Genomic DNA, 13,373 nt, shown 5'->3' with positions numbered 1-13,373 from the left:
TTGGGGGGGGCAAAACTATCCAAATTACACATTTATTATGGTTTTTATGCGTTTTATTTATACCGTGAGGTTAATCCGCATATTATCGAATTAGAAATAATCTCTTTATGAATAACACATGAGGAGAAGCTTTATAGGTGGGCAAGGATGAAAGGTAAGATTATTGGTCATGATCAAGGAGATTATTTTATTTCAGGGGCTGATGGTAAGCGCTATCAATTTGCGAATTGGGATTGGTCAGGAAAAATGCCGCCGAAAATTGGTGACGTCGTTAATTTTGTGTGTGAAGGGGATACCATTAAATCTATTTTACCTATCTTGACTGAAGGTCAGTCACAGCAATCAAAAGTGACGTTAGCGGTCGTTTGTTTTTTTCTAGGTGGACTAGGAATTCATCGTTTTATGGTTGGTAAAGTTGGAACTGGCATCGTAATGCTTCTTATAACTATACTAAGTATAATAACTATACCACTTTTTGGGGTAGGGCTTATAGGGATTTTTTTATAATTACACCTTGGGTATTGATTGATTTTATAGTTATTTTAACAGGAAATTTTAAAGACAAAGATGGGTGTAAAATCACAAGTTAGTGGGACATCCAATATTTGTAATACAAAAAGTGGGGCATTCAGCTTACTTTGATTGTCTTGAGGAGGGATAAATTGAAATAACAAATTATTTTGGTGTATATTTGGTAATGAGGTATTAATCAAAATCATGCATAGTTGGGCAAAATATTAAGAAATTTGTGCTATAAAGACTGTGCTATTTTATGTGGACAAAGCAGAAACGTCGATCAATCAAAGTACGCTTTGTACTACCTCTTATGACGGTGGGAGTCTTAAGCTATTTCAGTTATCACATTTATCATGGTGAGTATGGATTGTATTCACGCAGTGAAGTTAATCAGCATATTAGTGAATTAGAAAAGGAGCTTCATAAAATAGAAGCTGAGCGGATATTCATGGAAAAGCGTATTTCTCTTTTACGCAACGGGCATATAGAAAAAGATATGTTGGATGAGTATGTCCGAAAGAATTTGAACTTCTCTAAGCCAAATGAACTGACAATCTTAATACCTTGAAATTGATACTAAAGGTAAATGAAAAATCGCTTAATTTAAACAACAATCAGCAATGATATTGTTTAAGCCGATTGATAAGGCTTGTAACTTTTGTTCGTAAAGGTTATTCCTAAATAATCATAAAAGGGAGTTTAATATGGCAGAACGACTTAAAAAAAATTCTGCGTCGGCGGCGTGCACTGCATTATCAAGCACCACAAAGAAAGCACCAATAGCAGATTTTACAAAAGAGGAAGAAATTGTTGCCTATCGTGAAATGCTTTTAATTCGCCGTTTTGAAGAAAAAGCAGGACAACTTTATGGCATGGGGCTTATTGGGGGATTTTGTCACCTTTATATTGGGCAAGAAGCCGTTGTTGTTGGAACATTGAAAGCGGCAAAAGAAGGTGATCAGGTTATTACGTCTTACCGTGATCATGGACATATGTTAGCGGTTGGGATGAGCCCGCGTGGTGTTATGGCAGAATTAACGGGGCGCCAAGGGGGCTTTTCCAAAGGAAAAGGTGGCTCGATGCATATGTTCTCTAAAGAAAAAAACTTTTATGGGGGACATGGTATTGTTGGGGCGCAGGTTCCCATTGGTTCAGGCTTGGCATTTTCGAATCAATATCTTGGTAAAGATAATGTGACATTGGTTTATTTTGGTGATGGTGCTGCAAATCAGGGGCAGGTTTACGAGAGTTTTAATATGGCTTCACTTTGGAAGCTGCCTGTTGTTTATATTATTGAAAACAATCAGTATGCTATGGGAACGTCCGTTTCACGTGCATCTGCAGAAACTGATTTTTCCCGTCGTGGTCTTTCTTTTGAAATTCCAGGTATTGTTGTTGACGGTATGGATGTTCGATCAGTAAAAGGAGCTGCTGATGAAGCAATTTCTTGGGCACGCTCAGGTAAAGGGCCGATCATTCTTGATATGCAAACCTATCGCTATCGTGGTCATTCTATGTCTGATCCAGCGAAATATCGTTCAAAGGAAGAAGTCCAAAAAATAAAAGAGGAACACGATCCGATTGATCAAGTAAAAAGTCGGATTCTTAAAAAAAATTGGGCGAGCGAGGACGATTTAAAATCTATTGAGAAAGAGGTCCGTGCAATTGTTGCTGATGCGGCAGATTTTGCACAAAGTGATCAAGAGCCAGATGCTTCTGAGCTCTATACTGATATTTTAGTTTGATGCGAGGGAAGCAAGTATGTCTATTGATATTTTGATGCCGGCGCTTTCACCAACTATGGAAGAAGGTAAACTGTCTAAATGGCTCAAAAAAGAAGGTGATAAGGTTAGCTCTGGCGATGTTATTGCTGAAATTGAAACGGATAAGGCTACAATGGAAGTAGAGGCCGTTGATGAAGGTACTCTTGGTAAAATTTTTGTGCCTGAAGGTTCTGAAGGCGTGAAGGTTAACACTGTTATTGCGATTTTGTTAGAAGAAGGTGAGCGTGCTGAGGATATTTCGCAACCTACTGATGCAGCACAAAAACCTAAAGAATCTTCTCTTTCTCTGCCTTTGTCAGTTCCGCAGGCTGCTCCTACTTTTGATACATCTCTTAATTTTGATATTCCAGCGGGAACACAAATGGTTACAATGACAGTTCGTGAAGCGCTTAATCAGGCTTTGGCTGAAGAAATGCGGCGTGATGAAACAGTTTTTCTTATGGGGGAAGAAGTCGCGCAATATCAAGGTGCCTATAAGGTTAGTCAAGGTTTGTTGGAAGAATTCGGAGAACGCCGAGTTATTGATACCCCAATTACAGAGCACGGCTTTGCTGGGCTGGCTGTCGGGGCTGCTTTTGGTGGGTTACGTCCTATTGTCGAGTTTATGACCTTTAATTTTGCGATGCAGGCGATGGACCAAATTATTAACTCAGCAGCCAAAACACGTTATATGTCTGGTGGACAAATGACCGCTCCTATGGTTTTCCGAGGTCCCAATGGCGCGGCTGCCCGTGTTGGTGCTCAACATTCTCAATGTTATGCAGCATGGTATAGTCATATACCAGGTCTGAAAGTTGTTATGCCTTATAGCGCTGCAGATGCAAAAGGTTTGCTGAAAGCTGCTATTCGTGATGATAATCCTGTTGTTTTCCTTGAAAATGAGATTTTGTACGGGCATCAATTTGATGTTCCTCAACTCGATGATTTTGTTTTACCTATTGGTAAGGCGCGTATTCATAAGTCTGGACAAGATGTGACAATTGTTGCATGTGGGATTGGAATGCATTACGTGGTTGAAGCTTTATCTGAAATTGAAAAACTTGGTATTGATGTTGAATTAATTGATTTACGGACCATTCGTCCGATGGATCTTCCAACAATTCTTTCTTCAGTTAAAAAAACAGGTCGTTTGGTTACAATTGAAGAGGGATTTCCTCAGTCATCTGTGGGAACTGAAATCGCAACGCGTGTTATGCAGCAGGCTTTTGATTATCTTGATGCGCCAATTGCTACGATTTCTGGCAAAGATGTTCCGATGCCTTATGCCGCTAATCTTGAGAAGTTGGCTTTGCCTAATACTGCTGAAATTATTGAGGCCGTTAAGGCTGTGACATACAGAGCATAACGGAGGAAAGCATAATGCCCATTAAAATTACAATGCCAGCGCTTTCCCCTACGATGGAAGAGGGAAATTTAACAAAATGGAATATTAAGGAGGGAGATAAGGTTTCCTCTGGTGATGTTATTGCTGAGATTGAGACGGATAAAGCGACGATGGAAGTCGAAGCTGTTGATGAAGGTAGGGTTGCTAAAATTGTTGTTCCTGCTGGAACACAAGGCGTTAAAGTAAATGCTTTAATTGTTGTTTTAGCAGAAGAAGGTGAAGATTTAGCTGAAGCTGCAAAAGTTACAGAAGAAATCTCTTCTTCTACAAGACAAAAACTAGAGGGTATCAAACAGACAGATTCTCTGAAACAGACGGACTCAAAGGGAATAAAAATGTCTCATGAATCATCAACTGGGCAATTAATACAGCAAGATAAAAAGGGAGCTCGTCTTTTTGCTTCTCCCTTAGCGCGGCGATTAGCATCTCAGGCAGGTCTTGATTTATCCCTTATTTCTGGGAGTGGGCCGCATGGGCGTATTATTAAGCGTGATGTAGAAAAAGTTATGAGCGGTGATATTTCTAAGATTTCTTATTCGTCACAGACAGGAGAGCCAGTAGCCGCAGGTGCTTCTGAGAAACAGATATTGAAACTCTTCAAAGAGGATGAATATGTTTTCACACCCCATAATAATATGCGTAAAACAATCGCGACACGTTTGGTGGAATCAAAACAGAAAGTCCCACATTTTTATGTAACGGTAGATTGTGAACTTGATGCGCTATTAGCGCTGCGTACACAATTGAATGTTGCTGCACCAATGGTTAAGATGCAGGAAGAAGCTAAGCCTACTTATAAGATTTCTGTTAATGATATGGTGATCAAAGCTGTCGCACTTTCTTTGAAAGCGGTTCCTGATGCGAATGTCTCTTGGCTTGAAGGTGGAATGCTTCATCATAAACATTGTGATGTTGGGGTTGCTGTTTCTATTCCCAATGGATTAATTACGCCGATTATTCGCCATGCAGAGGAAAAGCCGTTATCGCTTATTTCCAAAGAGATGAAGGATTTTGCAAAGCGTGCGCGTGAGGGCAAGTTAAAAATGGAAGAATATCAGGGTGGAACAACAGCTGTATCCAATATGGGGATGTATGGTGTGAAAAGTTTTTCTGCTATTCTTAATCCACCGCATGCGACAATTTTTGCGATTGGTGCAGGGGAGCAACGTGCTGTTGTTAAAAATGATGCATTAGCCATTGCGACAGTTATGTCAGTTACAATTTCTGCGGATCATCGTGCTGTCGATGGTGCTTTAGCAGCAGAGCTCGCGCGGACTTTTAAGAAGATGATTGAAAATCCATTAGCAATGTTGGTTTGAACTGTTTAACAGTTCTTCACGTAAATTGTGAGAGAGTGTATTTAAGAGACTAAAAACAAATTTAAAGAGTTTGAAGAGCAGAGGTATTGCTGTTTATAGTTTGGGTAAAGCATTTATAGAAAGCTTAGAGTATAAAGACATAAGATAATTCTGTTATGTTCATTTTCAGTCTTAAGTTCAAAAAATGCATATCCATTTTATATATATATCCATGGAGGAATTACTGTGGCAAATCTTTATGATGTAATTGTGATTGGATCAGGTCCAGGCGGATATGTAACCGCAATTCGTGCAGCGCAATGTGGCTTTAAGACTGCGATTGTTGAACGTGAACATTTGGGAGGGATTTGTTTAAATTGGGGATGTATTCCAACAAAGGCTCTTTTACGTTCAGCGGAAATGAAACATTTTGCTGAACATGCAAAAGATTATGGACTAAAAATTAATGGTTCAATTGAGGCAAACATCAAAAATGTTGTGGCACGTTCACGCGGTGTTTCAGCACGTTTAAATGCTGGTGTTGCTTTTTTAATGAAAAAAAATAAAATTGATATTATCTGGGGTGAAGCAAAGCTTACTAAAGAAGCAAAGGGAAGCCAGCCTGCGGAAATTATGGTTTCTTCATCTTCCAAACCGGTTATGCAACCACAAAATCCAGTCCCTAAAGGGACTTTGGGAGAGGGAATTTACCAAGCAAAGCATATCATTATTGCAACGGGTGCACGTCCTCGTGTCCTTCCTGGTATTGAGCCAGATGGAAATCTCATTTGGACTTATTTTGAAGCTATGATACCGCCAGAAATGCCAAAATCGCTTTTGGTCATAGGGTCTGGGGCTATAGGCATTGAATTTGCCTCTTTTTATCATGATATGGGGGCGACAGTCACTGTTGTTGAAATAATGCCCCACATTATGCCTGCTGAAGATATTGAAATTTCAACATTTGTTTGTAAACAATTAGAGAAAAAAGGTTTACGTGTTCTTCGTCAAGCAAAAGTAACAAGGGTTGAAAAATCTTCCGATTCTGTAACTGTACATATTGATATTCAAGGTAAAAAAGAGACAATGACTGTTGATCGATTGATTTCTGCTGTTGGGGTGCAGGGTAATATTGAGAATCTTGGATTAGAAGCTTTGGGAATAAAAACCGATCGTGGGTGTATTGTAACTGATGAATGGAGTTGGACAGGAGTTGCGGGTATTTATGCTATCGGTGATGTGGCAGGCCCTCCTATGTTAGCCCATAAAGCAGAAGAAGAAGGCGTAATATGTATTGAACATCTTGCTGGTTTAAAGAATGTTCATCCGCTTGATAAGAAAAAAATTCCAGGATGCACCTATTGCACACCGCAAGTTGCTTCTGTAGGGCTTTCAGAAGCAACAGCAAAAGAAGCAGGGTATGATATACGTATTGGTCGTTATTCTTTTTCCGCGAATGGAAAAGCGATTGCTCTGGGTGAAGATCAAGGGTTAGTAAAAACAATTTTTGATAAAAAAACAGGACAGCTTCTTGGGGCCCATATGGTAGGAGCTGAGGTAACAGAACTAATACAGGGGTTTGTCATTGCCATGAATCTTGAAACAACAGAGGAAGAATTAATGCATACTGTTTTTCCACATCCGACTTTATCGGAAATGATGAAAGAAAGTGTATTGGATGCATATGATCAAGTTTTAAACGCTTGATGATTAGATTGTATGAAAGATCTTAAATTTTTCATTGCTCCTTCGTATTTATAAGGCAAAGGCTTAAATGGTTACGGTTGTTGATAGAGTTACGAATAGACGTTTGCGCCATCCTGAAAAGGCGCATCGTCCGGATACAAGCGTTCAAAAAAAGCCGGATTGGATTCGTGTAAAAGCGCCAACATCACCAATTTATAAGGAAACACATGGTATTGTACGTACGCATAAGTTAGTGACTGTATGTGAAGAAGCTGGTTGTCCTAATATTGGCGAATGTTGGAGCCAGAGGCATGCTAGCTTTATGATTTTAGGTGAAATATGTACGCGTGCTTGTGCTTTTTGTAACGTTGCAACAGGTATTCCACTTGCCGTTGATCATAATGAGCCAGAACGTGTTGCTGATGCTGTTGCACGGATGGAATTAAAACATGTTGTCATTACATCTGTTGATCGTGATGATCTTGCTGATGGTGGTGCTGAGCATTTTGCAAAAGTTATTTATGCTATTCGTCAAAAAACTCCTAAAACAACAATTGAAGTTCTTACACCTGATTTTCGTCATAAGGATGGCGCTTTAGAAGTTGTTGTTGCTGCTAAGCCTGATGTTTTTAATCATAACTTAGAAACAGTTCCTTCTAAATATTTGAAAGTCCGTCCAGGGGCACGTTATTTTCATTCAATTCGTTTATTACAACGTGTTAAAGAACTTGATCCAACAATTTTTACAAAATCGGGAATTATGGTTGGTCTTGGGGAGGAGCGAAATGAAGTTTTGCAATTGATGGATGATTTGCGCGCTGCTGATGTTGACTTTATGACAATTGGACAATATTTGCAGCCTACACGAAAACATCATCCAGTTGTTCGTTTTGTGCCTCCTGAAGAATTTGAGTCTTTTGCCAAGATTGGTAAAGTAAAAGGATTTTTACATATGGCCTCCAATCCTCTAACGCGTTCATCTCATCATGCAGGAGATGATTTTGCCATTTTGCAAAAAGCGCGTGATGAAAAATTTGCCTTACAGAGATAATTATGCCAACTTTTTCAACACATCGGCAAGTTGCCCATAGTGCTCATGAGATGTTTGATCTTGTGTCAGATATTGAACGTTATCCTGAGTTTTTACCAATGTGTGAGGCTTTAATAATACGTTCTCGCAAGGAATGTGACGAAAAGACATTGCTTCTTGCGGATATGACAGTTGGTTATAAAGTTATTCGAGAAACTTTTACGACCCAGGTTTTTCTTCAGCCGAAGAAAAGTTTGATAGAGGTTAACTATATTGATGGTCCATTTAAATATCTTGAAAATCGTTGGGTATTTCATAATATTGAAAATACCAATGCATGTAATGTAGAGTTTTTTATTGATTATGAATTTAAAAGTAAAATGCTGGGACGCGTGATGGGTTCAATGTTTGATATTGCGTTTCGTAAATTTACCGATGCCTTTGAAAAACGTGCACATCAGATTTATGGCTCGACAATAGCATAATTTACTCTGTTATTTTTTAACAATACACATTGTTTATAAAAGTGTAAAGATGAAAACTGATTTTCATCTTTACGATTTATTTTTAATGCAGCTTTCAAAACATACTGAAGGAATATCACTTTAAATGATGAAGATGATGCACAGCTTCACGCTTTTGTTTCTCTCTTTTTTAATGGATGCACATTTGTTAAACAAAACGCCCAAATAGAGCATGCTTGCATATATCCATTTCATAATAGTGCTCATAATAAATAGGATAGATTCTCGTAAAAGTATATAAAATCTATATCTGTACACTTATGAAGAAGTCAGTCTGCACCATTTATTTGCTATCTCTCAAGATGTTATGCCAGCTCTTAGCACCTGAGAGAGAGGTACAAGTGTCCCTTTCTTTGATCATTTTATTTATACATTTTTTTCTCTTGTGGGGTGCAAGTAAATAAATTTGATTAATTCAACCTACACAGAACTAAAGTGAGATAACTTTACACTATTCAGATCTTTCATTTCCAACTTATGATACAATAAATTATTTTTTCAAGAGGTTGATGATTATAGACTCAACGTGGAATAGAGAGTTTTAAAATTGGTGGGGAGAATTCAGTGAAGCAATTCCAGAATCATTTTAAAAGCATTTTCAACTGTTGCATGGCGGATAGCATTGCGATTAAGATGACCAAAGTGCATTTCTTTGTGTAGGGAGGAGTGATTTTTGTAAGCAACTGCGCAATGCACAAGTCCTATAGGTTTATTGAGACTTGCGCCTCCTGGTCCTGCAACGCCTGTTACAGAAATTGCAATATCAGCTTGTGAATGTTTTAATCCGCCTTCAGCCATTGCAAGAGCAACTTCTTTTGAAACGGCACCATAGGTTTTTATAAGTTCAGCACACACGCCAACAAGGCGTGTTTTGGATTCATTTGAATAAACAACAAATCCACAATCCAGAACATTTGACGATCCCGCAATATTTGTAAGGTTTGCAGCAATGAGCCCTCCTGTACAAGACTCTACAGTTGTTAACAGCAAACCTTTTTGGCAACAGGTATTAAGGACTTTACGCGCTTGTTTTTCACAAAAATATGTCATTGGGGAATTTCTCCTGGATAAAGAACGCACGCTGTTGCAAGAGCAGCAATCCCTTCACCACGACCAATAAATCCGAGCTTTTCATTTGTTGTTGCTTTGATAGAGATTCGATCAGGCGTAATTGCAAGTATTGTCATAAGATTTTCTGTCATGGCATGACGATAAGGACCAATTTTAGGATTTTCAGCGATAATTGTGATATCAACATTAGCAATGCGACCACCTGCTTGTTTTAGAATATCAAGAGCATGACGGAGAAAAATTTCTGATGATACATTTTTCCATTGAAGATCAGAGGGAGGAAAATAGGTACCGATATCTCCTGCACCTTGCGTAGCAAGAAGGGCATCTGTTAATGCATGAAGAGCGACATCCGCATCGGAGTGTCCATTTAATTTTTTATAAAAAGGGATTTTGATACCACATAATATAAGAAAATCTCCTTCTTCGAAAGAATGAACATCATAACCATTACCAGTACGGATATCAGGAAACATTTGCATTTTTTTCTGGAGATATAAATGGGCGGTATCAAAATCTTTGAGCCATGTAATTTTTATGTTGTTAGGATCACCTGGAACAGTAAGAATAGGAATTCCAAACCATTCGGCAATTGCAGAATCGTCAGTGAATTCTTGTTTGCAAGCTTGTTTTGCTTGTTTATGGGCCGCTAAGATATGTTCAAAGGGAAAACACTGTGGGGTTTGTGCACTATAAAGATGGGTGCGTGGAATTGTTTCTAAAACATGCTGATTATTTACACGTTTAAGGGTATCCGCGATGGGCAGAACAGGAAGAACACCTTCTTGAGGAGTAACGGTGGTATGAATGTGATCAAGGAGCTCATTTTCGATAAAGGGGCGAACACCATCATGAATATGCACATATTGTGGATTAAATTTTCTGAGAGCTTTAAGTCCATGTAAGGTAGAGATTTGACGTGTATCGCCTCCTTCAATGATAATAAGGCTTTCTTTAAAGTCGGCGATAGCTTTTTCACAGATTTGACGATCTTCTGGATGGATAACGAGAATAATCGTTGTGATGGCTGGATGCTGCAAAAAACAATGCACGGTATGATAAATAATCGGCTTTTGTCCTAGAAGCCGATATTGTTTTGGAATTTTTTGTGAAGATCTCGCTCTTTCACCGCGTCCAGCGGCTAATATTATTGCTGCAATAGAAATACTTAATCTCCTTATATTATTATAACCTCAGTTTACTCTTTTATCATTAATTTTAAAATGATTTTGAAAGGTTGATCGTTGTAAATCAGCCAAGGATATCACTGATAATACCTCAAAAAAAGCATTTAATGCTTTTTGAAGTGCGGTATTTAAACCACAAAAATCTATCAATGGGCAAGTTGGTTCTGCAGTATCGAAACATTCTGCTAGGGAAAAGTTATCCTCTGTTACTTTCACAACATCAGCGACTGAAATCTCTGCTGCAGGTTTAGCCAATTTAACACCACCATTGCGTCCACGCACTGTTTGGATAAAACCTGCTTGAACAAGCGGTTGAAGGATTTTAAATAAAAAAAGTTCTGAAACGGCATATGCCTTAGCAATTTCTGGAACACGACTGAGAGTTTCCTGATTATCTGCACAATACATGAGCATCCGAAGAGCATAATTTGTTTGTTTTGTTAATCGCATCTCATTTCCTTTGTAAAGTATCGTCGAACGTATTTTATTTTAAAGATATTTTGCAAAATGCAGAAGTTCTTTCTCATTGACTATATTTGCTCTATTTTAAATGTAGTATTATTATTGTCAATTTTTGTTACAAAAGATTATATGAGGATAATGGGAATAAGGGTATGTAAGCTTATGATGAATGTAACATCTGTGACGAATCTTCAAGACATAGATAAAAATACTTTTAATGATGAGTTGTATCGTTTAAGTAAGATATATATCTTTTTAGGTATTACAATTATTGTGTTGGCTTTACTTACAGCCTCTGTTTCGTTCATTATTCTTATTGGCTTAACTCCTGTTGTTCCCAGTAGAACAGTAACCCTTATTCTTATAGGGATTAATAGTTTTTGGGTTTTAGGGCTTGTTATCATCGTTTTTTATGAGATGGTTCCGATCATTCGTGCTTGGCGTTCAAGGCGTGCAGGCTCACGTCTTCATGTGCGCCTTATTTCATTGTTTGCACTTGTTGCAACAATGCCAGCTGTTGCTGTAGCTCTTGTGTCAGGGCCAGCACTGAATTTAGGACTTGATCGATGGTTTGATACAACAACACGGCAAATTGTGGGTTCTTCTATTGATTTAGCAAATGCTTATGCAGATGAAATGCTTCAAAATTTAAAAAATTTATCCTACGCTATGGCATTTGCACTTGATAATAAAAAACTTTTAGAACGTAATCCAGCTGAATATCGGATGCAATTGACGCGTCATGCTATGGGACGCAATTTACGTGGTGCATTTTTGTTAAGTTCTAGTGGAACTATTTTCGTATCGAGTGCTCTTGGTGATGAGGATAAACTGCCAATTCCTCCTTCCAATCTTATTGAGCGTGCAACCAGTGCAAGGCCTTTTTCTTTTCAACCAGGCGTTCATGATTATTTCGGTATTATTTTAAAATTTACCAATATTCCAAACACATTTTTATATTTGGTGCGTGACGTTGATAAAGGTGTTTTATCTGCTTTGCGTTTGACAGAAGTCAATACGGATCGTTATCGTGATTTAAATGAAAATCGCCTTCTGACACAAATTGCATTTGGTATGCTTTATTTATGTCTTTTTTTTAGTTTATTCTTATCAGCTATTTGGGCTGCTATTGCTGTGGCTGATCGCTTAGTACGTCCTATTCGTCTTCTCATTAGTGCTGCTGATGATGTTGCGTCTGGAAATATGGAAATTTTCGTGCCAGTACGAGCAAAAGATGGCGATATTGGGCAATTATCTAAAACTTTTAATTATATGGTTAGTGAATTGAAAAGTCGGCGCAATGAGTTGATTGCAGTGCGTGATCAAATTGATGAGAGAAGGCGTTTTTCTGAAGCTGTGTTATCGGGTGTAACGGCGGGAGTAGCAGGAATAGATGATAATGGTGATATCACCATTATCAATCGGTCTATTGAAGCGATGTTTGATATTCGCTCTGAACATGTTGTTGGACAAAGTCTTTTATCTTTAAGTGCTGAAATTTGGCAGGTTTTTCAGTTTGCGCGTTCATTGGATCGTAAAAATCACCGTGAACAGGTCACTTTAAACGTTGCAGGAAAAGAGCGTGTCTGTAATGTCCAAGTTACGATGGAGGAAGATGATGGACAGGGGCGATCTTGGGTTCTAACAATTGATGATATTACAGACCTTGTTGCAGCGCAACGTACAGCGGCATGGGCGGATATTGCACGGCGTATTGCACACGAAATTAAAAATCCCCTCACACCTATTCAATTATCCGCTGAACGTATTCGTAAACGTTATAACAAAGTTATTACACAAGATAGAGAGGTCTTTGAGCGGTGTATTGATACAATTATTCGACAGGTTGGAGATATTGGGCGTATGGTTGATGAGTTTTCTTCTTTTGCACGTATGCCCAAACCACAAATGCATGTTTTAGATATACGTGAATTGTTGCGTGAAGCGTGCTTCTTGATAGAAGTGACACGACATGATATTCATTTTGAGCAAGACTTAGGAACTCTACCACTTATGGGTGCATTTGATAACCGTCTCATTGTACAGGCTTTTTGCAACGTGATCAAAAACGCGAGCGAATCCATAGATTCGGTTATGCGAGAGGAAAATATTCACGGTCATATTCTTGTCCGTTCTTATCATCAAGAAGAATGGGTGGTTGTGGATGTTGTTGATAACGGGAAAGGACTTCCTAAAGAGCAAAGACAAAAGTTATTAGAACCTTATATAACAACACGGGAGAAAGGGACAGGACTCGGGTTGGCCATTGTGCGCAAAGTTATTGAAGATCACGGTGGTTCCATGGAGCTTCATGATGCACCGGAGAGTTTTTATGAAGGTCGTGGTGCGATGATCCGTTTGATGTTTCCGACGGTTGGGGGTAAGCAGGGTAGTATTATACAAGCTATAAATCATAAGATAGGGGAATAGT

At 38.6% G+C, this 13,373-nt stretch carries 11 protein-coding genes and 1 pseudogene; 9 read left to right on the top strand and 3 right to left on the bottom strand.

Going from position 1 to position 13,373, the window contains the following annotated elements; genetic code table 11:
- Positions 1–147: 147 nt before the first annotated feature.
- The 8 genes and pseudogenes from ACFIMW_RS00150 (at position 148) to ACFIMW_RS00115 (ending at position 8,183) form a co-directional block, all read left to right on the top strand.
- Positions 148–590, top strand: a pseudogene (locus ACFIMW_RS00150) (TM2 domain-containing protein).
- A gap of 182 nt (positions 591–772) precedes the next feature.
- Positions 773–1,084 carry a septum formation initiator family protein gene (locus ACFIMW_RS00145; protein WP_012754998.1) on the top strand — a complete coding sequence of 104 codons (312 nt, stop codon included), beginning with the start codon at positions 773–775 and terminating at the stop codon, positions 1,082–1,084.
- A gap of 136 nt (positions 1,085–1,220) precedes the next feature.
- Positions 1,221–2,261 carry a pyruvate dehydrogenase (acetyl-transferring) E1 component subunit alpha gene (gene pdhA / locus ACFIMW_RS00140; RefSeq protein ID WP_375607666.1) on the top strand — a complete coding sequence of 347 codons (1,041 nt, stop codon included), beginning with the start codon at positions 1,221–1,223 and terminating at the stop codon, positions 2,259–2,261.
- 16 nt (positions 2,262–2,277) lie between these two features.
- A complete protein-coding gene (locus tag ACFIMW_RS00135) occupies positions 2,278–3,645 on the top strand; it encodes a pyruvate dehydrogenase complex E1 component subunit beta (protein WP_375607665.1) in 1,368 nt (455 codons plus the stop codon).
- 14 nt (positions 3,646–3,659) lie between these two features.
- Positions 3,660–5,003 (top strand): pyruvate dehydrogenase complex dihydrolipoamide acetyltransferase, encoded by a 1,344-nt coding sequence (locus tag ACFIMW_RS00130; RefSeq protein ID WP_375607664.1) that lies wholly within the window; start codon positions 3,660–3,662, stop codon positions 5,001–5,003.
- A gap of 225 nt (positions 5,004–5,228) precedes the next feature.
- Positions 5,229–6,689, top strand: coding sequence for a dihydrolipoyl dehydrogenase (gene lpdA / locus ACFIMW_RS00125; RefSeq protein ID WP_375607663.1), 1,461 nt, complete (start codon positions 5,229–5,231; stop codon positions 6,687–6,689).
- Between the two features lie 67 nt (positions 6,690–6,756).
- Positions 6,757–7,719 carry a lipoyl synthase gene (gene lipA, locus ACFIMW_RS00120; protein WP_375607662.1) on the top strand — a complete coding sequence of 321 codons (963 nt, stop codon included), beginning with the start codon at positions 6,757–6,759 and terminating at the stop codon, positions 7,717–7,719.
- A 2-nt stretch (positions 7,720–7,721) separates the two neighbouring features.
- The gene (locus ACFIMW_RS00115; protein ID WP_375607661.1) at positions 7,722–8,183 is read left to right on the top strand and encodes a type II toxin-antitoxin system RatA family toxin; all 462 of its coding nucleotides are present in this window, start codon (positions 7,722–7,724) and stop codon (positions 8,181–8,183) included.
- 600 nt (positions 8,184–8,783) lie between these two features.
- Here the strand turns inward: ACFIMW_RS00115 and ACFIMW_RS00110 are convergent.
- From ACFIMW_RS00110 to rirA, 3 genes are read right to left on the bottom strand one after another with little or no spacing between them, the layout of a single operon-like run.
- On the bottom strand, positions 8,784–9,272 hold the full coding sequence (locus tag ACFIMW_RS00110) for a CinA family protein (protein ID WP_375607660.1): 489 nt from the start codon (positions 9,270–9,272) through the stop codon (positions 8,784–8,786).
- Entirely contained in the window at positions 9,269–10,459 is a 1,191-nt protein-coding gene (locus ACFIMW_RS00105) for a bifunctional 2-C-methyl-D-erythritol 4-phosphate cytidylyltransferase/2-C-methyl-D-erythritol 2,4-cyclodiphosphate synthase (RefSeq protein ID WP_375607829.1), read from the bottom strand. Before ACFIMW_RS00105 ends, ACFIMW_RS00110 begins: the two co-directional genes overlap by 4 nt.
- Positions 10,460–10,486: 27 nt before the next feature.
- Complete coding sequence (gene rirA, locus ACFIMW_RS00100) at positions 10,487–10,930, bottom strand: iron-responsive transcriptional regulator RirA (protein ID WP_375607659.1); 444 nt, start codon at positions 10,928–10,930, stop codon at positions 10,487–10,489.
- A gap of 177 nt (positions 10,931–11,107) precedes the next feature.
- Between rirA and ACFIMW_RS00095 the strand changes: the two genes are divergently transcribed.
- On the top strand, positions 11,108–13,372 hold the full coding sequence (locus ACFIMW_RS00095) for an ATP-binding protein (protein WP_375607828.1): 2,265 nt from the start codon (positions 11,108–11,110) through the stop codon (positions 13,370–13,372).
- Position 13,373 lies beyond the last annotated feature (1 nt).

Source organism: Bartonella sp. AC329YNZD, from assembly GCF_042196685.1.
GTDB lineage: Bacteria > Pseudomonadota > Alphaproteobacteria > Rhizobiales > Rhizobiaceae > Bartonella.
The sequence above is the reverse complement of the archived record's forward strand: the minus strand, read 5'-3'. Positions and strand labels throughout refer to the sequence as shown.